This is a genomic window from Crenothrix sp. (assembly GCF_043729335.1).
GTDB lineage: Bacteria > Pseudomonadota > Gammaproteobacteria > Methylococcales > Methylomonadaceae > Crenothrix.
This window is the reverse complement of record NZ_JAYTLQ010000007.1, coordinates 38468-56210: the sequence shown is the minus strand read 5'-3', so window position 1 is coordinate 56210 and position 17743 is coordinate 38468. Positions and strand designations below refer to the sequence as shown.

Sequence of the window (17743 nt, the reverse complement as noted above, 5' to 3'; positions counted from 1 at the left end):
TTCAGTCCCCCTCTTTTTCAAAGGGGGAGGTGAACGCATACAATAAGACTAAGCTATGAAATTTAATATTATTTGTTTTTTTAAAGAAGGCTTATGGTTATTACAGGAGCAACGATTTGTGCCCTTGCAAGCGGCTGTTATTAAATCTTTAAAAATAATATTTTTATCCGTCCAGGGATTCTCGCGCGATTTGTGTCTACTAAGGGCGGCGGCTTTAACACTTTATAGCTTATTGTCGATAGTCCCAGTCATCGCCATGTTATTTGGCATTGCCAAAGGCTTTGGCTTTGAAAAAATATTGGAACAGCGCCTCCTTGAGCAAGCGCCAAAACAAGATACGCTGGTTTTACAATTAATCAGTTTTGCCCGAAATTTATTGGACAGCACTAAAGGGGAAATTGTTGCCGGTATTGGTATTGTTGTGCTGTTTTGGACCATTATTAGCGTTATTGGTAATATTGAGGAATCGTTTAATTACATCTGGAAAATAAATAAGAGCCGTTCACTAAGCCGTAAATTTAGCGATTATTTATCGCTTATGTTATTAGCTCCCATTATATTAATAGCCTCCAGCAGTATTACCGTACTTTTAAATACAGAAATAACCTGGCTAATAACCCTTATTCAGTTGCCGGAATTTGGTACTTGGTTGGTCATTAAAGCGCTGGGATTATTGCCTTTATTACTAATAATTGGCTTGTTTGCTTTTATGTTTATTTTTATGCCTAATCATAAAATCAATATCAAAGCTGGTGTTATCGCTGGTATTGTGACAGGTATTATGTATTATTTTTTGCAGTGGGCTTATCTTAGTTTACAGATTGGCGTTTCAAGTTATAACGCTATTTATGGCAGTTTTGCAGCATTACCGTTATTTGTTGTCTGGTTGCAAATAGGTTGGATGATTATTCTGCTCGGCTGTGAAGTGGCCTTTTTTATCCAAAATTATGAGATTTACCGGAATAATAACCGCTTCGCTAATTTAAGTTTTTCCTTGCAAAAAGTCATCGCTCTACAAATCACCCAGTTAATTATAAAAAATTTCAATCAACTCAATAACCCATTAACGGCCTCCGAAATAGCTAAACGGCTGGTTATACCAAGAGCTATTATTCAACCTATTTTATTAAAATTGATAGCCAGCAAGCTGATTTTCGAATTTAAAAAGCAAGACTCTGATGAAGATGAGATTTATCAACCGGCCGTTGATACCAATAATATGACTATTGCTTATGTTATTAATGCACTTGAACAATGTGGCCAAAATCATTTGCCTGACGTTAGTCAAGAGCAGTTATTTATGTCGGCAGTGAGTGAGTTTAGAAAATTAATGGAAAATTCTGAACATAATTTTTTATTAAAAGATAACTTAAGTATTCACTCTTACGACGATACCTTCGCCAAATCCGACATTCCGCACCCTCCTATTCAGAATTTTCATATCATTTAATTGCTGACAAAATTAGTGCATTACGAAGCACCCACATTAGTTGCTGCCTCAAAGGGTAGCAGCAATTCAGAGTATCTCTGCAACATAGCTTTGCGATTTGCATTTTTCCATTTGCGCAATCAGCAGTGGATAGCGTCTACTTGTCCGATGCTGGTTATGTTACTGGTGTTACTTTGGCCAATAACGACAGCTTGCCACCCGCTTACAAAGCAGGGCAAAAATTAAGCGAACGCTGGGTATCGGTCACTAACGCCATGCTGGTTTTGTTGTTTTAATACTTATAAAACTTAATTCGTATCTGTTCGTTACCGCACCGACTACCTTTAATTTTAGGCGTACTCTTATAACCGATCAGTGGGAAATGCGTCCCGCTTTAGGTCATTACTCATTATTAGGAGAATACTCATGAACAAAGATCAAGTGAAAGGAAAAGTCGAAGAAGTTAAAGGCAAAGTCAAGGAAGCTGCCGGTGTCATGCTGGACGATAAAGGTATGGAAGTAGAAGGAAATGTCCAAAAAAATGTGGGCAAAGTTCAAAAAAACGTAGGTAACGTCAAAGAAGATATTAAAAAAGGCCACTAAAAATAGCCTTAGTAGGCTGTGCAGCCAGCGTGGAGACCTAGCTGTACAGCTTAAAAGCCTTGGTTAAAAAAGATAAATTCGAGTAGTGGATAACCCGTCAGTAGGGCGGGTCTGCGTTGTTAATTTATCGGTGATTTAAATTGCCGTCAGATAGACGGCCTATTAAGGAGAAGCACATGCTTGAAAGTATAGCCGTCATACTAATTGTCCTGTGGGCATTAGGTTTGGTTTCCTCATACACTATGGGTGGATTCATTCACATTCTGCTGGTTGTTGCCGTCGTTGTGATTATCTTGCGTGTCATTCAAGGCCGGCGAGTTTTGTAGCAGCACCTTATGTGCTTATGCAAAAACGATGTTAGCAGGGAATTTAATAATATCGGGCAGCCTGGAAACCTACATCATAACTAATAATGAGGGTTTCCATGCCTGCCTTTAAGCTTAGTTAGCTATGTAAAAAATATTCCGCTGTCACATAGCCACCCTAGTATTTAGGCAGGCGATTACAGCGCTAAAAAACCCATTTTAAAACAAAAATTATAAATTCCGGATTGGCTAACAGGAATTAAGATCATCAAGGCGATCTTTTCCGCGTTTAAAAACCAAGCAACCGGTCAAAAATTAATACATATTGAGGGGGTGGTTATGAACCGTAGTAAAACCGTGGATGCGCCACGTTATAAAAATTTAGCAGGCTATCAACAACGAGTTGCACACCATGAAGCGGGACATGCAACCGGTATTTATTTAAATAACCGTGACTATAATCTACCCCCGGTTTTTTTTAAAATTATATTCAAAAATGTAAATCAACTATGGGATAGCAATGGGCTAATGAGCCAAGACGGTAGCATTGCAAAAATCAAAGGCGGACGCCTTGTTCAATCGTTAATGCCAACATTTAAGGCATTAGATTCAAAATTTAAGTGTGCCGATGAAACAAAATTGCAGGTTATCGACGAATATCGTTTGGCCTTTGAGGCCGATATCGTTAATCTTCTTATAGGCCCTTTAGCAGAGGCTAAATTTAGCTATCAAACGGATAACGAGCTTTTTAATGAAAAACTGATTACGTTGCGATCGCTTAAAAACTATGGTGGCGATGATGATCTGGCCTTAGTTAAAGATTATTTACAAAGTTACTCTACTGATCAGGAACCACAATACGAATTATTAGACCAACTTTTTGCTAAAGCGTTTAACTTTATTAATGATAACTCCAACTGGAAGGCCATTATGCGGCTTGCAAATCATATTCTTAGCTGTAATAACGATGTCATTAGCTGTGAAGAAGTGGCTCTGGTACTTACTAATAATACATAAGCATGGGAGCTAGAAATTTAGCATCTTAAGATTTTGGTAATGCTGAAGACATTTAAAAAGGAATCTTGTGAAATGGACAAAGAAACATTCATTGTGGGCAACGCTGAAGAAACTTACCAAACGCATCAAAAAGCTGCGTTATATGCTTTGCTAGCGGATTTATTGTTTATCGTGTTGCCCTTGGTGGTGATTTCAATCGTAGATGTAAGCGTAGGTAGATCATTGTTCGCCATCATTGAATCCCCTGAATTATCATTTGGTTCGGCGGTATTATTTGGCCAAACTATTATTAAAGTGGTTACCGGCTTTGCGCATAGCAAACCCACTGGTGCAGAACAACCCGTATTTATCATTGCCTTGATTATTGTCTTTGGCCTGGTGCCATCACTGGTTGTATTGGCATTGCTGTTGAGCATTACCCCCATACCCTATGAGTTACAATTAGCGCAAGCGTTTATATTCAGTTTAGGCATTGTTGTGTTTTTATTTTTTGGGGTAAACTGGCATGCCTTATCGCTTCGTTATGGTGGTAAGCAATTAGATCGTCATACTGATTTATTGTCTTCAAAATAACACGCTGCCATGAACCGAGATTTTTCTAAATTGAATAATCAATCTTTTGATGTGCTGATTTGTGGCGGCGGTATTTACGGAGCCTGGACAGCTTATGATGCTGCATTACGCGGTTTAAAAGTGGCTATTGTTGACCGAGGCGACTGGGCCTGTGCCACTTCATCTGCATCCAGCAAGCTGATCCATGGAGGGCTGCGTTATTTAGAAACATTAGATTTCAAACTGGTTAAAAAGGCCTTGCGGGAACGCCAAATGCTCATGAAATCTGCCCCGCACCGTGTCTGGCCGCTGCGATTTGGCGTACCGGTTTATGCCAATAGCAGGCTGGGCGCACTACGTTTGAAAGCAGGCTTAGTTCTTTATGATTTATTGGCCAGCGTTACCGGTAGTTCTGAAGCGCACCGGTATTTTAACCGCCCAGAGTTTACGCGGCATTTCCCTTATCTGAATGACGTTGCATTAAAAAGCGGCTTTACTTATCTTGATGCGCAGACTGATGATGCGCGTTTTGTGCTGGAATTGATTGATGGCGCGTTAGCACTGGGTGCGGTGGCGCTTAATTACTGCGAAGTGACTGGCTTTATCGAAAAAGAAGGTCAACTTTGTGGGGCTCATGTATTTGACAAAATAGGCGCTAGGGCAGGGGATATTTATGCCCGTCAAATTGTTAACACCACAGGCCAATGGCTGGCTGCCACTTTGCAAGGCCAAGCTTGGTGCAGGTTAACTAAAGGCGTACATCTCATTTTGCCTAATGTCCTAGCTAATGAAGCCTTGTTATTAACAGCTCAACAAGATGGCCGTGTATTTTTTATGATTCCCTGGTACGGCGTAACCTTGCTGGGTACAACCGATACGCATTACAGCGGCGATATTGAGCAGGTTAAAGTCGACAAAGATGACATTGATTATCTGTTGGACGAGGCGAATCGCCTACTCAAATCGGTGCATTGGACAGAAGCCGATATCATCGGCCAATATGCAGGACTGCGTGTACTAAAACAGAGTTCGGCATTAACGCCGTCAGCTGCAAGCCGTGATTGGGAATTAAAAATAGCCCCTAATAGTTTGTTGAATTCGATTGGCGGAAAAATAACCTCCGCCCGCGAAGATGCTGCCCACATTGTGGATGCGCTGTGTAAAAATTTAAAACTGCAAGCGCCCTGTAAAACCTTTGGCCTGTCATTTCCGTGGTTACCGGATGCAGATTTTCAAACCTGGTCTCAATCGGTTAGCGCCCAAGCCAAAAAATTAGCTATTGACGATGACAGTATCCATTGGCTGATAAGACGGCACGCCAAACGTGTTGTGGTTATTTTTCAATTGATCGAGACTAATCCGGATTGGGCCAGGCGGATTGTCCCCGATTTGCCCTTTATTTATGCCGATTTGGTGTTTTGTGCCCGTTATGAAATGGTGGTGCATCTGGAAGATCTGTTGAGACGCCGGATGCCCCTGCTTATTTTAGCCAAGCTGACCCATGCCAAAATCATGCATCTGGCGGAAATTGTAGCCGCACAGCTTAATTGGGATCAGGGCATCTGCAAACAGGAAGCCGACCTCTGTTGCCAAAAATGGCGGCTTCCTCCCTTGGAATAATCGATTCGTTCTGACTTCGCTTGACAATCTGCAAGGACATTTAAGGCGCAATCATGCCATTTTCCAGATAGCTTTCTGCATAATTGAAAACAATATCTGCGTCAGGGAGTATTAAATTTTCTTTTTTGCCCGAATAATCAAGACGGAACAAGATGTCTTTAATCACATTAATACGCGCCGACTGTTTATTATCGGCACGCACCACCGTCCACGGCGCAACCATATTATGGGTTCTGGCAAACATAACATTGCGTGCTTCGCTGTATTCATGCCAATGTTTTTGCGCCGCTTTGTCGATAGGGCTTATTTTCCATTGTTTGAGTGGATTTTGTAAGCGGTCTTTCAAACGTTTTTTCTGTTCTTTTTTACTGATGTCCAGATAGTATTTAAACAACTTTATGCCCGAGCGTACCAGCATTTGCTCAAATTCGGGCACTGCTTCCAAAAATTCATGATATTGCTCATTGCTGCAAAATTCCATGACCTTTTCAACACCGGCACGGTTATACCAACTGCGGTTGAACAAGACAATTTCCTGTGTGCATGGAAGATATTGCGTAAAGCGCTGAAAATACCAAGTACCAAGATCACGGTCGGAAGGCTTGCCCAGCGCGACAATGCGGGTTTCTCTAGGGCTTAAATATTGCGTGATGCGCTTTATGGTGCCGTCTTTACCGCCAGCATCGCGGCCTTCAAAAATTATAAGCACTTTATCATCATGCTTGATGATGTGGTTTTGCAGTTTAACCAGTTCTATCTGTAAGGCTTTAAGCGTTTCTTTATAACGCTGTTTTTCGCTTATGTTGCTTTGTTTTTTAGACATATTTACCTTCTTATAGTAAAGACAGTAATGATTCGACCGCTTCCGGTCTTTAAAAGGCAGCGGTATTTTTCTTAGGCTATCACCCTGATTTACAGCGTTTTTATATCAGTTGAATAACATTAATTATTAGTAGTGGAGTACAAACCTAGGTTTGTATTCCCTCGAATATAACTAATCGATACTGAAAACGCTGTAAACCGTCATTAAACCGGCTATAACCGCAATGGCTAATGTGGCTCCAACTCTAATACCCAAGGCTTTATCACCAATAACAAAAGCGATAATGCTTTTTACGCCAGAATTGACCGATACTGCAACAAAAATTGCATGCGCTGCTACATTAAGCGCCAATCCATTGTTAGTCATTTGTGACATGGATAGCGTGAGTGGGTCTACATCTGCCATACCGGATGCGGCAGCCATAAAATACGTCCCCTTATCTCCGAAATACATATTCCCCAGTTTGGACAAAAACAGGATAACAACCAAGAGTGCGCCAAATTTTATCGCCAGACCCAACTGAAAAGGATTTTCAAATTTAACATCCTGTTTTACTTCTAGTTTTAGGCTGCTTTGCCATAATAAAAAAGCCAGCACATAAGTGACAGTAGCCATGACCAACATTGAAGCTCCCAATATTCTAAACAGCTCAGCATTGACAATGGAAGCCAATAGTAAAGTGCGGATAAAGAGCGTGGCGCAGGCGGTCAATATACCGGCTGCCAGTGCATTGTGCATACCAGGAGACGTTTTTAATAGCCGAGATAAGTTTAAGGTGACAACAGTTGAAGATACCAAGCCACCTAAAATACCGGTTAATACCGGGCCATGACGGTTGCCGACAATTCGGGTGGCAAAATAGCCCAGATATGACACACCGGCAATCAGCACCACCATCCACCAGATATGGTAGGGATTAAAGATCTTCCACGGGTCAAAGCTCCGATCAGGAAGAATAGGCAATATAACTACGGAAATCAGCAGCAGTTTTAGGGTGGCATCTAATTCTTGCTGTTCTAGTTTGTTTAGCCAGCTATGCAACAAGGGTTTAAAGCCCAGTAACAGCGTAATCACCACCGCCGTTGCCGATGCCAGGATGCTATGGCCAAATACGGTGAGCGCGCCCAAAATAAAAGTGATTAACGAGGCAATCAAGCTGGTAATGCTGTAATCTTCAAATTTGTTAATGCTTTTGCTGTAGGCAACCAGCAAAACACAGGTCAGTGACAAAAATGCAAAACCCAGTAATACAATACCGGTCTGCTCAGCAAGAATGCCACACAACCCGCCCAGCAATGCAAGCAGTCCATAGGTACGTAAGCCCGCAATACGCAGGCCTTCGGCTTTATCGCGGGCGTGCCAGCCCCGCTCAAGGCCAATAAGCAGACCTATTGCCAAAGTAATGCCTAACAGCTTAAAACTTTGCAATTCAATCATTGTCCATGCTCCTTATAAACTAAAGCCAACGATACCTAGATTGCGCTAGTAAAGCTATCGGTATGTTGAGTATTAAGTGCTTGCCATAAAGCCTTGCTAAACTTGATAAGCTTTGTTGTAAAATCTAATCATTTCGTTCAACAAAAGCAGGTATTACTATGAATCTTGAGCCAAACGGTATTGCCCAAGCGTTAATCTTAATCAGTGCTGCAAATGGTGCGCCTATTATCATGCGTAACCTGTTTGGAAAACGCTTTGCGCAATCAGTGGATGGTGGCTTGGTGTTGACAGATCAACGGCCTTTGTTTGGGCCTTCAAAAACCTGGCTGGGGCTAGTGGCTGCGGTTATTTTTCCTGCACTGATCGCACCCTGGCTAGGACTATCGGTTGTACTGGGTGCAGGGTTTGGGGCCTTATCTATTGGCGGTGATTTACTGGCGAGTTTTACCAAACGCCGTCTTGGTTTTGCTTCCAGTAGCCGCGCACGGTTGCTAGATGTCTTTCCGGAAGCGGTGTTGCCAACCTGGGTGTTACATTCTGCGCTTGGGCTTGGTAAATGGGATATAGTATTAACGGGATTGATTTTTTTTGTCATCGAAGCCTCAGTCTCACCGCTATTGTTTCGTTTGCACATCCGTAACCGGCCTTATTAATGTATTGAACTCCACAACTATGCCTGAAAAACGTTTAACCGTGGTCACCTATAATATTCATAAAGGCTTTAGTCCGGGTAATCGGCGTTTTGTCTTACATCAAATCCGTACGGCATTGCTGAGTGTCGATGCCGATGTGCTATTTTTGCAAGAAATGCAAGGCGAACATCAAGGCCACGAACAGCGTATCAATGACTGGCCGGATTGTGCACAGGTTGAGTTTTTAGCGAAAGAGGCGTGGCCTCACTATGCCTATAGCAAAAATGCGACTTACAGTAACGGCCATCATGGTAATGCCATATTAAGTAAATTTCCATTGCTAAGCTGGGAAAATATCAATGTTTCATCGTTTCGCCAAGCCAGCCGCAGCCTTTTGCACGGTGTTATCGACACACCTAAAACCCATAAACCCATACACATTATTTGCATTCATTTTGGTTTGTTTGCAATAGAGCGCCAAAGGCAGATTGCCATATTATGTGACCGTATCGACAGCCATGTACCCCATGATGCACCATTAATTGTCGCCGGAGACTTTAACGATTGGACATGTGTGGCGGAAGATTATTTTTCCAAGCATTTAAACTTGCAAGAAGCGTTTTACAGTTTACACAGTTGCAGGCCTAGAACCTTTCCGGCGTGGCTGCCTTTTTTGTCCGTAGATCGTATCTATTATCGGGGTTTGCAGCCGTTATCCTGTGAACGTTTAATGCACGCGCCATGGCGGAATTTGTCCGATCATGTGCCCATGATAGCCACTTTTCAGTTATGAAAATTTCACCCGAATTAATGACAATTGCGAATATGTTAACGCTGTTCCGTTTAGTGTGTTCGCCGGTTTTGCTCTTTATGGCTTGGCATGGCTATGGCATAGCATTTTTGCTGCTATTGGCGGCCGCATTTTTGTCTGATGCTTTAGATGGCTTAGCCGCACGCTTAAGCGGCCAAGTAAGTGACTTGGGGGCAAAGCTCGATACTTATGCCGATGTGACTTTATTTTTGACGATTTCGCTGAGTTGCTGGTGGTTATGGCCCCAAGTCGTTCGTCAAGAAGCGGTTTATGTGGCGGTGGTAATCACTTGCTTTCTGTTACCGGGCATTGTCGGCTATGTTAAATTCCGTGCAGCCACCAGTTACCATACTTGGCTAGTAAAATGTGCGTTGGCGGCGGTTGGTTTATCGCTATACCCTGCCTTTTTGGGCGGGCCTGTGTGGCCATTTAAGTTTGCTACGGTACTTTGTGTGTTAGCCGCTATGGAAGAAATAGCCATTACTATCGTATCAACACAATTGCACAGTAACGTGCGTTCTCTGTGGAACGTGTTGCAGCGTGGTAATGCAAGTAAAAAATGAAGCATGCGCCACCACGTGCAACACAAAGCTAAAATGCCCGGTTATTTTTTAGGCATTTCCTTCATCGGGGAGTGGCTTTCCATCATTTGTGCATGATGTGATTTCATCAGTTGCAGCTGTTGAGTTTTAAGGGCTTCTTTTTTGCTGGGGTCTTTTTCAGCGAGTATCTGATTGGACAAATCGTGCATTTGTAACATATGGTCTTGCATGGCACGCATATGCTGATCTCTTTGCTCTTCAGTCATACCGTCCATCATACCCATACCGTGGCGCATGCCCATACCGCCCATGCCTCCCATACCACCTGAGCCGTGCTGCATGCCCATCCCTTCATGTTTTGGGGGCATGGCTTCGGTTTTTTTTGCAGTTTCTGCACTACTTGTTGTAGACAATAGCGCAAATAAAGCCAGTGCTGCAATGGATTGATAACTGTTTTTCATTAGAATCACCTTAAAATAAAAAAGATAATGAGCCATTCCCCAATTTTAGAGGAGGTATGATAATAACCGAGTTTATGATTGGATTTTTTAAATAATCAAATTTTAGAAGCCTAAAATCTTTATACACCTCTAAACCCTGTGCTAATTAAGCCATCAAAACAGCGCAGCATTCAGGATAGTCAGTTTATTTTGTCGCCTACCAACTTAAAATCCGTTCGTAGTGAGCCATTCGACAAGCTCATGAGAGCCTTGTCGAACCATGAACCACAAGTCCTTCGACAAGCTCAGGACGAACGGATGTCCCGTTTTAAATGGGTAGCCATTTTGTCTAACAGCAATGGCGAGTTTTCACCCGCCGTTTTTTCAGGGGTAAGCAATCGGCTTATTGCGCTGCTTTTAAATGAGTTACCGCTTCGTCGGCAGATTTTTTCGCTAAGTCAGCATGCTTCATTTTGCCGTGATCAATCGCATCGTTTAGGCTGGTAATGCCGGCATCCAGATGTTCCTTAGCAGTATCGGCATGGGTTTTCGCAGCCTCTGCATGCTCAACAACGCCATTAACCGCTTTGCCATCGGCAGCTTTTGCCGCAGCTTCCGCGTGTTTAAGTGCTTCGGCCATGTGGCTTTCTCCGGCATAAGCACCCCATGAAGCGACAGATAAAACCAGCGCAGCCGATAAGCCAGTAAGTGTAATGTTAGTAAGTTTCATGTTTATTTTTTCCTTGAAAATGCGTTTAGCGTATTGTTGTTGCCTTGTGCAGTGTCTTTAACAGTGGACTACACCGAGCGTTTATTTTTAATTGTCTTTGTTAACGTCATCTTTAATATCTTTTTTTAAATCGCCAAAGCCTGCCTGGGCTTTACCGAGATTTTTTTGGACATTGCCTTCTATTTCCATGCCTTTGTCATCCATTATCTTCCCTGTCATTTCCTTTACCGTGCCTTTGCTTTCTTCGATCCGGCCATTGACTTGATCTTTATTGATAGTGCTGTCATTTTGGCTTTGTTCAGCATAAGCGCCAAACGAAGCCAGCATTAAAAAGACAATAGCCCATTGGCCGGTGAGTTTAAAGTGGCTGTGTTTCATGGTTGTCCCTTTGGGAAATTACTTCAGAATATTTTGATGCCACCCAGCAGTGCAGTAGCTGATTGCAGCTTGGCTCTAGCACTTCAATAGCTGTTTTAATTGCCTTCCTTAATATCTTTATTCATTTTTTCTTTAACATCGCCGATGCCTTCTTGCGCTTTACCCACATTTTTTTGAACATTACCTTCCGTTTTCAAGTCTTTGTCATCCGTTAATACACCCGTGGCTTCCTTCACCTTACCTTTGGTTTGTTCAACTTTACCGTTTAACTGGTCTTGATTAATAGTGGTGTCACTATTCACTTCTTCGGCATAACTGCCAAATGAAATAGAAGTCAATAAAATTGCTGCACAGAGTCCGATAATTTTCATGGTCTTTTCCTAAAAAATAGTTTGGGATTATTGGGTCGCCATCTAGCAACGCTACTATAGTTTTGCTACATGGCTTAACAAATGGGTTTGGTTTATTTTTTAATTTCTTCTTTGAGATCACCAAAACCGCCCTGAATTTTGCCCAGGTTTTTTTGTACCTCTCCTTCTGTTTCCATATCTTTGTCATCTAGCAATACGCCAGCGGCTTCCTTGACTTTGCCTTTAACTTCTTCGACTTTGCCTTTGACTTGATCTTTGTTCATGAATATCTCCTAATAATTAATTATGACCTGTTGACCATAATCGGAGCGCGGTAGTAGTGTTTCCCAGCGCTTGAGTAAAATAATACGCACAAAGTTAAAATTAGTCGGTGCGCTACCGAACATATCGCAAAGGTTTTTTAAATTTTAGATCGCTTCAGCAACGTTAATCTGTAGCCCAATACGAATGTCGATTTTAAAATTCCGCAATGAAACATCTGCCCGCCAGATATAATGTTCAATACATTAGTTTTTAGACTACCCACTTTATACGGGACATCCGTTCATGGTTCGACAAGCTCACCACGAACGGATTTTTTAAACTGTCCCGTCTTAGTTGGTAGCCGGTTTTTATGATATTGAGGCAATAGCGATGGCTTTTATTTTGGCAATAGATCAAGGCACCAGCAGTTCGAGATCGATTATTTATGACAAAAACGCTAATCCTATTGCTATGGCTCAGATGGTGTTTACACAATATTATCCGCATCCCGGTTGGGTGGAACACGATGCCGAAGAAATATGGCAAGCTCAAGTAACCGTATGCAGACAGGCACTGGCGCAAGCGCAACTCACCGCTAAAGATATTGCCGGTATCGGCATTACGAATCAACGCGAAACCACGGTTATCTGGCACCGCAAAACCGGTAAGCCCATTTATAATGCCATCGTATGGCAGGACAGGCGCACGGCAGATAGCTGCACACAGCTTAAAGACGCGGGTTTGGAACCGATGATCACAGCCAAAACCGGCCTGTTAATCGATGCCTATTTTTCAGCGACCAAAATACAGTGGCTGCTTAACCATGTGGAGGGTGCACGTGAGCAAGCCGAGCGTGGTGAGCTGGCGTTCGGTACTATTGATAGTTGGCTAGTGTGGAATCTGAGTCTAGGCGAACTACATATCACCGATGTTTCCAATGCCTCACGTACGCTGCTTTACAATATCGATACGCTGATGTGGGATGCCGATTTATTGGCATTATTTAATATCCCCGCCTCGCTATTACCCACCGTAAAATCTTCTTGTGAAATTTACGGGCATACCCATAACGAGGCGATCGGTTCCGGTATAGCCATCGCTGCTATCGCAGGAGATCAGCAAGCGGCATTATTCGGTCAGCTGTGTATTGAAGCAGGCATGACTAAATGCACTTACGGTACCGGTTCATTCTTAATGATGAACACAGGAAGCACACGGGTGGTTTCGACAAACGGTCTGTTAACCACTATCGCCTGGCAAATAGGCGACACCGTTAACTATGCACTGGAAGGCAGTGTATTTATTGGTGGCGCCTTGATTCAATGGTTACGCGATGGCTTGTCGTTGTTTGCACAGGCATCAGATTCAGAAGCTCTGGCCGGCAGCGTGGCCGATAATGGCGGTATTTATTTTGTGCCTGCATTAACAGGTTTAGGTGCGCCACACTGGGATGCTAACGCCCGCGGGGCAATTTTCGGTATAACACGCGGTACAACCGCAGCGCATATCACTAGGGCGGCGCTGGAGAGTATTTGTTTTCAGGTCGATGAATTGTTGCAAGTGTTAAGTGCCGACAGCGGCACTCCCATTTTACAATTGCGTATTGACGGCGGTGCTGCCGCCAATAATTTAATGGTGCAATTTCAGGCCGACCTATCAGCAGTTGAAATTATCCGCTCCACCCACCTTGAGACGACCGCATTAGGGGCCGCTTATCTTGCCGGTATGGCGGTAGGATTATGGACTGTCGACGAGCTTAAAAATAATTGGCGTATTGACCGGTCATTTCAGGGCATTCTGCCAGCGCAAGACAGTATTTTATTAAAGCAGCAATGGCTTAAGGCCGTCGGAAGATCAAAAAACTGGCTAACGGAAAATAAAACCGGTTAAACGCTAGCGCTCAGTTCAATAATGATTTGTCAGGTAAATTTTTAGAAAACTCCCGGCAGTCCCTAACTATCTGTCGATTAGTTCGGCAATTTTTAAATTCTGGTAAAACAGCGCAACACCCCTCTAAAAGATCCCTTTAGCCTCTATTGATATATTCAATCGCGGTGCAGCCGCTCAATGTGAATTTTTTAGCTTTACGCAACACATTTATAAAAATTCTACTAGACTTGTCCATTAGGTTTACATTAATTGTATTCATATCAAAACACCCTTGCCGTCCATGGGAAAACTGCACCTAAATAATTGGTAATCACGACAGTGATCCTGACTTAAAACATCACAAGTAATGATGTGCCTACGGAATTGAACTAAATCTTGTATGAAAACACCAAAAATAATACTCAGTCTCTCATTGGTCTACGCTGTTACCGGCTACGCACTCGAACAAGATGTCGTGGTTGTAAATGATCCCGTGCAAAATACGCCTATTGACGCACAGGCTACGCTAGGTGAAGACAATGAAAGCAACACGCTGTTTATTACAAAAACATCAGCAACAGAACCGGCGGCGGTAAAATCGAATAAGGTCATTAACTTAAACGATGTCATTTCAGATACCATCGCTTACCCCGCTATACTTTCTGCAGAAGCCGATGTTAATGCCAGCCATGGCGAAAAACGTGCTGCTGACATGCAGCGGTATCCCACCTTATCCGTATCGTCCAGTACGTCTGGTACGGCAATAATCAGTCCAATTCTTCAAATTCAGCAACCGTTGTGGACGGGGGGTAAAATTACCGGCCAAATAGAAGAAGCAGAGCATTTAGTTGAGAGCGCAGAAGCAAAGAAGGAAACCACAACTTATATTATTGCCCTGAAAGCGGTAACGGCATGGCAAAATTTAATTGATAGTCAAAATAGCATTCAAATTAATGAAGAAATACTCGGTGATTTAAATAATTACCGTGAATTCATGGATAGGCGTGTGGCGGCCGGGGTGTCTCCGCAAATAGAATTACAGCTGATATTGACCCGCATAGAGCAGGTGCTGGCCGACATCCAATCAGCAAAAGCCACCCATCAGGTGGCCAAAATCCAAATCAAACAGCTCACCAATTATGGCTATTCTGATCCTGAACTGGACAGTACACCCACACTTGAATCCCAGGTCATCCTCGCCAAAAAATGGTTAGAAACCAAACTGACCAATGATCCCAGCAATTTTTTAGCGGATACGGCCGCAGAATACCCTGCCGTATTGCAGGCACAAAAAGATGTCGAAGTATTAAAGGCCCGATACAAGATAAAAAAAGCGGCTTATTACCCTACCATTAGTGTGGGCTATCAATATATTGTTAATGGAGGGAACAGTAATTTTAATAACAGTAATGATGGCCGCTTTACCTTAGGGATTTCTTATCAACCGGGTGCGGGGCTGTCTTCCTACGAATCTGCGAAAGCGGCGCAAATACGCGCAGAAGGTGCCCAAAATGCCATTGATGCCGCTAAGCTGGATATACTGGAATCCATGAATGCGGACATTCAAGATGCTTTAAGCAACCAGCAACGCGAAGACCTGTTAAGCACGTCTGTAGAGGCTTCCAGCATGGTATTGGAATCGTATAAAAGACAGTTTATTGCCGGTAAAAGAAGTTGGTTTGACGTGTTAAATGCCTTGCGTGAACTGACACAAAACAAGCTGGCTGTCGTGCATACCAAAACATCATTGATCAGTAGTACCTACAAACTGATGGTCAAAAGCGGTGAATTTAAACAGTACAATAACGGATTATAGCGCATGACGTATCAAGAACAATTGATGTGGGCTTTCAACAGAATATCGGCCATTCACGGCGTTGCACTGGATTCACTTCGGCTTAACATGGGTTTGGCGCATCAACAGGATAACCCTGATAGCTTTAAAAAAATCGCCAAACTCTGTGCCCTGGTGGGGCTTTCGCAACCCAAACAAGCCCATAAAATCGATTTAAGCCAGATGCCATTTTTGGTGTTTAGCCCTCTGTATGGTTGGGGGGTTATACAGCAGAAATCGAGTCTGGATGAACTGATCTTTGAACATTGCCAAGGCATTGAAAAAATACCCGATTATTTACCTGATTTACTGATTATTCAGTTTAAAAAATCCAAAGTTAAAACTACGCAAGGCGCTTCGCAATTTGGGCAATTGGCGCGTAAAATTTTTTTAACCCATCGATCAATCTTAGTTGAAGCAGTGTTGGCCACCGCCTTTATTAATTTTCTTAATCTGGCGGCATCCTTATTCTCCATGCAGGTCTACGACAGGGTTATCCCAACCCAAAGCAGCTCAACGCTTTACGTGTTGGGAGTAGGGGTGTTCCTGGTAATTTTGATAGAGCTGGCGATGAAATTTGCCCGCTCAAAAATCATGGACACCGTATCGTTGACCCTGGATGCCAAGCTGTCACGGGAGATTTTCCAGCGCTTGCTCAATGTCCGTATTGACCAGATGCCAGGCTCGGTAGGGTCATTGGCCAGCCAGATTCGCGGTTACGAACAGGTGCGGTCTTTTTATACCGCCAGCAGTTTATTTGCGTGGGTAGACGTGCCGATGGCACTGCTGTTTATTGTGGTTATCGCCGCGATAGCCACCCCGTTAGTAGCCGCTGTGCCACTGGTTGCGGTTATTGTCGGTGTGCTATTAGGCCTGATGATGCGCGCTAAGATTAACCGTCTGGCAATGGCCGGTGCGGAAGAATCCAATAAAAAAACCGGCTTGCTGGTGGAAGCTGTGGAGGGCGTTGAGACCATTAAAGCCGGATCCGGTGGCTGGAAGTTTTTGTCAAAATGGTTGCAGGTGAACAGCAAGACCATCCATAACGATTTACAAATGCGCCACAGCAGCGAAACCCTGGGTTATTTTAGCAGCGCCATGCAGCAATTGACCTACAGCCTGATTATCGTCATCGGCTCGGTGGCGGTAATGGATGGCGACATGACCACAGGGGCTTTGATTGCAAGTTCCATCTTAAGTGGTCGCGTGCTCGCGCCTATTTTGAGCATACCAGGACTGTTGGTACAACAAGGCCATGCTAAAGCGGCCACCGATGGGCTGAACCGATTGTTTAGTCTGGATGCCGATTACAGTGGCATCAGTCGTCCCTTAACACCCAGCCATGTCGAGGGGCATTTTTTATTAAAAGACGTTGATTTTGCCTACGGAAAAAATCCTGTCGCTATCAATATCAACCAACTGAGCATCAAGCCCGGTGAGCGTATTGGTATTTTAGGGCCGGTAGGTTCGGGTAAATCTACCTTATTACGATTATTATCAGGCCTGTACAAACCCAGTAATGGCCGTATTTTACTGGATGGACTGGACTTATCCCATATTGACCGCAACGTGCTTAACCAGCATATCGGTTATTTGCAACAGGACCACCGTTTATTTCAGGGCAGCCTTCGGGATAATTTATTGATTGGTACCCCCGACCCTGGTGATCAAATTATTTATGAAGCCTTAAAACGTACCGGACTCATTAATTTAGTCAGCTCGCACCCCAACGGTCTGGAGCTGCAAATCCAGGAAGGCGGCAAAGGCCTGTCTGGCGGGCAAAAGCAACTGGTGGCTTTCACGCGTATTTTGTTATGTAATTCTGACATCATTTTGCTGGATGAACCCACCGCTTCAATGGATGATGAACAAGAACGCCGCTGCCTGAACATTTTAGCCAGCGATTTGGCAGGCAATAAAACCTTGATCGTCGTCACCCATAAAACCTCTTTGCTGCCGCTGGTTAATCGGTTGATTATTATTTCCGGCAACCAGATTGTGCTGGATGGCCCACGGGATGAGGTGATAGCACGTTTGGCACAAAATTCGCCGCCACCCATCCAGCCTAAACACCCTGGCCAAAACACCCAGTTAGTTACCACTTAAG

At 43.5% G+C, this 17743-nt stretch carries 20 protein-coding genes; 13 read left to right on the top strand and 7 right to left on the bottom strand.

What is annotated here, in order from left to right:
• Nucleotides 1-55 precede the first annotated feature (55 nt).
• From ACHZC4_RS02755 to ACHZC4_RS02725, 7 genes are all read left to right on the top strand, one after another.
• Nucleotides 56-1450 carry a YihY/virulence factor BrkB family protein gene (locus ACHZC4_RS02755; protein ID WP_394752252.1) on the top strand — a complete coding sequence of 465 codons (1395 nt, stop codon included), beginning with the start codon at nucleotides 56-58 and terminating at the stop codon, nucleotides 1448-1450.
• A 125-nt stretch (nucleotides 1451-1575) separates the two neighbouring features.
• Nucleotides 1576-1725 carry a hypothetical protein gene (locus tag ACHZC4_RS02750; RefSeq protein ID WP_394752251.1) on the top strand — a complete coding sequence of 50 codons (150 nt, stop codon included), beginning with the start codon at nucleotides 1576-1578 and terminating at the stop codon, nucleotides 1723-1725.
• Nucleotides 1726-1855: 130 nt separating this feature from the next.
• Complete coding sequence (locus ACHZC4_RS02745) at nucleotides 1856-2032, top strand: CsbD family protein (protein WP_394752250.1); 177 nt, start codon at nucleotides 1856-1858, stop codon at nucleotides 2030-2032.
• A gap of 176 nt (nucleotides 2033-2208) precedes the next feature.
• Entirely contained in the window at nucleotides 2209-2358 is a 150-nt protein-coding gene (locus tag ACHZC4_RS02740) for a lmo0937 family membrane protein (RefSeq protein ID WP_394752249.1), read from the top strand.
• Between the two features lie 318 nt (nucleotides 2359-2676).
• Entirely contained in the window at nucleotides 2677-3354 is a 678-nt protein-coding gene (locus ACHZC4_RS02735) for a hypothetical protein (protein WP_394752247.1), read from the top strand.
• 72 nt (nucleotides 3355-3426) lie between these two features.
• A complete protein-coding gene (locus ACHZC4_RS02730) occupies nucleotides 3427-3927 on the top strand; it encodes a hypothetical protein (protein ID WP_394752246.1) in 501 nt (166 codons plus the stop codon).
• A gap of 9 nt (nucleotides 3928-3936) precedes the next feature.
• Nucleotides 3937-5526 (top strand): FAD-dependent oxidoreductase, encoded by a 1590-nt coding sequence (locus ACHZC4_RS02725; RefSeq protein ID WP_394752245.1) that lies wholly within the window; start codon nucleotides 3937-3939, stop codon nucleotides 5524-5526.
• Between the two features lie 40 nt (nucleotides 5527-5566).
• Here ACHZC4_RS02725 and ppk2 read toward each other — a convergent pair whose 3' ends face one another.
• A complete protein-coding gene (ppk2, locus tag ACHZC4_RS02720; protein ID WP_394752244.1) occupies nucleotides 5567-6349 on the bottom strand; it encodes a polyphosphate kinase 2 in 783 nt (260 codons plus the stop codon).
• A gap of 171 nt (nucleotides 6350-6520) precedes the next feature.
• Nucleotides 6521-7786 (bottom strand): MgtC/SapB family protein, encoded by a 1266-nt coding sequence (locus ACHZC4_RS02715; RefSeq protein WP_394752243.1) that lies wholly within the window; start codon nucleotides 7784-7786, stop codon nucleotides 6521-6523.
• Between the two features lie 158 nt (nucleotides 7787-7944).
• Between ACHZC4_RS02715 and ACHZC4_RS02710 the strand changes: the two genes are divergently transcribed.
• The 3 genes from ACHZC4_RS02710 to ACHZC4_RS02700 are packed head-to-tail and all read left to right on the top strand — an operon-like array spanning nucleotide 7945 to nucleotide 9792.
• A complete protein-coding gene (locus tag ACHZC4_RS02710) occupies nucleotides 7945-8439 on the top strand; it encodes a CDP-archaeol synthase (RefSeq protein ID WP_394752242.1) in 495 nt (164 codons plus the stop codon).
• 19 nt (nucleotides 8440-8458) lie between these two features.
• Nucleotides 8459-9211 (top strand): endonuclease/exonuclease/phosphatase family protein, encoded by a 753-nt coding sequence (locus ACHZC4_RS02705; protein WP_394752241.1) that lies wholly within the window; start codon nucleotides 8459-8461, stop codon nucleotides 9209-9211.
• Complete coding sequence (locus ACHZC4_RS02700; RefSeq protein WP_394752240.1) at nucleotides 9208-9792, top strand: CDP-alcohol phosphatidyltransferase family protein; 585 nt, start codon at nucleotides 9208-9210, stop codon at nucleotides 9790-9792. The genes ACHZC4_RS02705 and ACHZC4_RS02700 overlap by 4 nt, the downstream gene beginning before the upstream one ends.
• A 41-nt stretch (nucleotides 9793-9833) precedes the next feature.
• Here the strand turns inward: ACHZC4_RS02700 and ACHZC4_RS02695 are convergent, their stop codons facing one another.
• The 5 genes from ACHZC4_RS02695 to ACHZC4_RS02675 all read right to left on the bottom strand — a co-directional run bounded on the left by ACHZC4_RS02695 (nucleotide 9834) and on the right by ACHZC4_RS02675 (nucleotide 11953).
• On the bottom strand, nucleotides 9834-10232 hold the full coding sequence (locus ACHZC4_RS02695) for a hypothetical protein (RefSeq protein WP_394752239.1): 399 nt from the start codon (nucleotides 10230-10232) through the stop codon (nucleotides 9834-9836).
• Nucleotides 10233-10614: 382 nt separating this feature from the next.
• Nucleotides 10615-10941: a small metal-binding protein SmbP gene (smbP, locus tag ACHZC4_RS02690; protein ID WP_394752238.1), complete on the bottom strand. Its 327-nt coding sequence runs from the start codon at nucleotides 10939-10941 to the stop codon at nucleotides 10615-10617.
• Nucleotides 10942-11028: 87 nt separating this feature from the next.
• On the bottom strand, nucleotides 11029-11319 hold the full coding sequence (locus ACHZC4_RS02685; RefSeq protein ID WP_394752237.1) for a CsbD family protein: 291 nt from the start codon (nucleotides 11317-11319) through the stop codon (nucleotides 11029-11031).
• Between the two features lie 95 nt (nucleotides 11320-11414).
• The gene (locus tag ACHZC4_RS02680; RefSeq protein ID WP_394752236.1) at nucleotides 11415-11690 is read right to left on the bottom strand and encodes a CsbD family protein; all 276 of its coding nucleotides are present in this window, start codon (nucleotides 11688-11690) and stop codon (nucleotides 11415-11417) included.
• Between the two features lie 92 nt (nucleotides 11691-11782).
• Nucleotides 11783-11953 (bottom strand): CsbD family protein, encoded by a 171-nt coding sequence (locus ACHZC4_RS02675; protein ID WP_394752235.1) that lies wholly within the window; start codon nucleotides 11951-11953, stop codon nucleotides 11783-11785.
• Between the two features lie 370 nt (nucleotides 11954-12323).
• Between ACHZC4_RS02675 and glpK the strand changes: the two genes are divergently transcribed.
• The 3 genes from glpK to ACHZC4_RS02660 all read left to right on the top strand — a co-directional run bounded on the left by glpK (nucleotide 12324) and on the right by ACHZC4_RS02660 (nucleotide 17742).
• Nucleotides 12324-13823, top strand: a complete 1500-nt coding sequence (gene glpK, locus ACHZC4_RS02670; RefSeq protein WP_394752234.1) for a glycerol kinase GlpK — start codon at nucleotides 12324-12326, stop codon at nucleotides 13821-13823.
• Nucleotides 13824-14202: 379 nt separating this feature from the next.
• Nucleotides 14203-15618 carry a TolC family protein gene (locus ACHZC4_RS02665; protein ID WP_394752233.1) on the top strand — a complete coding sequence of 472 codons (1416 nt, stop codon included), beginning with the start codon at nucleotides 14203-14205 and terminating at the stop codon, nucleotides 15616-15618.
• Nucleotides 15619-15621: 3 nt separating this feature from the next.
• A complete protein-coding gene (locus ACHZC4_RS02660) occupies nucleotides 15622-17742 on the top strand; it encodes an ATP-binding cassette domain-containing protein (RefSeq protein WP_394752232.1) in 2121 nt (706 codons plus the stop codon).
• The last annotated feature ends 1 nt before the right edge of the window (nucleotide 17743 follow it).

Excerpts from the sequence above, each read along its gene's own strand:
- ACHZC4_RS02710 (WP_394752242.1), top strand. The coding sequence starts at position 7,945 with ATGAATCTTGAGCCAAACGGTATTGCCCAAGCGTTAATCTTAATCAGT.
- ACHZC4_RS02755 (WP_394752252.1), top strand. The coding sequence starts at position 56 with ATGAAATTTAATATTATTTGTTTTTTTAAAGAAGGCTTATGGTTATTA.
- smbP (WP_394752238.1), bottom strand. The coding sequence starts at position 10,941 with ATGAAACTTACTAACATTACACTTACTGGCTTATCGGCTGCGCTGGTT.
- ACHZC4_RS02740 (WP_394752249.1), top strand. The coding sequence starts at position 2,209 with ATGCTTGAAAGTATAGCCGTCATACTAATTGTCCTGTGGGCATTAGGT.
- ACHZC4_RS02745 (WP_394752250.1), top strand. The coding sequence starts at position 1,856 with ATGAACAAAGATCAAGTGAAAGGAAAAGTCGAAGAAGTTAAAGGCAAA.
- ACHZC4_RS02735 (WP_394752247.1), top strand. The coding sequence starts at position 2,677 with ATGAACCGTAGTAAAACCGTGGATGCGCCACGTTATAAAAATTTAGCA.
- ACHZC4_RS02715 (WP_394752243.1), bottom strand. The coding sequence starts at position 7,786 with ATGATTGAATTGCAAAGTTTTAAGCTGTTAGGCATTACTTTGGCAATA.
- ACHZC4_RS02725 (WP_394752245.1), top strand. The coding sequence starts at position 3,937 with ATGAACCGAGATTTTTCTAAATTGAATAATCAATCTTTTGATGTGCTG.
- ACHZC4_RS02685 (WP_394752237.1), bottom strand. The coding sequence starts at position 11,319 with ATGAAACACAGCCACTTTAAACTCACCGGCCAATGGGCTATTGTCTTT.
- ACHZC4_RS02700 (WP_394752240.1), top strand. The coding sequence starts at position 9,208 with ATGAAAATTTCACCCGAATTAATGACAATTGCGAATATGTTAACGCTG.
- ACHZC4_RS02705 (WP_394752241.1), top strand. The coding sequence starts at position 8,459 with ATGCCTGAAAAACGTTTAACCGTGGTCACCTATAATATTCATAAAGGC.
- glpK (WP_394752234.1), top strand. The coding sequence starts at position 12,324 with ATGGCTTTTATTTTGGCAATAGATCAAGGCACCAGCAGTTCGAGATCG.
- ACHZC4_RS02675 (WP_394752235.1), bottom strand. The coding sequence starts at position 11,953 with ATGAACAAAGATCAAGTCAAAGGCAAAGTCGAAGAAGTTAAAGGCAAA.
- ACHZC4_RS02680 (WP_394752236.1), bottom strand. The coding sequence starts at position 11,690 with ATGAAAATTATCGGACTCTGTGCAGCAATTTTATTGACTTCTATTTCA.
- ACHZC4_RS02695 (WP_394752239.1), bottom strand. The coding sequence starts at position 10,232 with ATGAAAAACAGTTATCAATCCATTGCAGCACTGGCTTTATTTGCGCTA.
- ACHZC4_RS02665 (WP_394752233.1), top strand. The coding sequence starts at position 14,203 with ATGAAAACACCAAAAATAATACTCAGTCTCTCATTGGTCTACGCTGTT.
- ACHZC4_RS02730 (WP_394752246.1), top strand. The coding sequence starts at position 3,427 with ATGGACAAAGAAACATTCATTGTGGGCAACGCTGAAGAAACTTACCAA.
- ACHZC4_RS02660 (WP_394752232.1), top strand. The coding sequence starts at position 15,622 with ATGACGTATCAAGAACAATTGATGTGGGCTTTCAACAGAATATCGGCC.
- ppk2 (WP_394752244.1), bottom strand. The coding sequence starts at position 6,349 with ATGTCTAAAAAACAAAGCAACATAAGCGAAAAACAGCGTTATAAAGAA.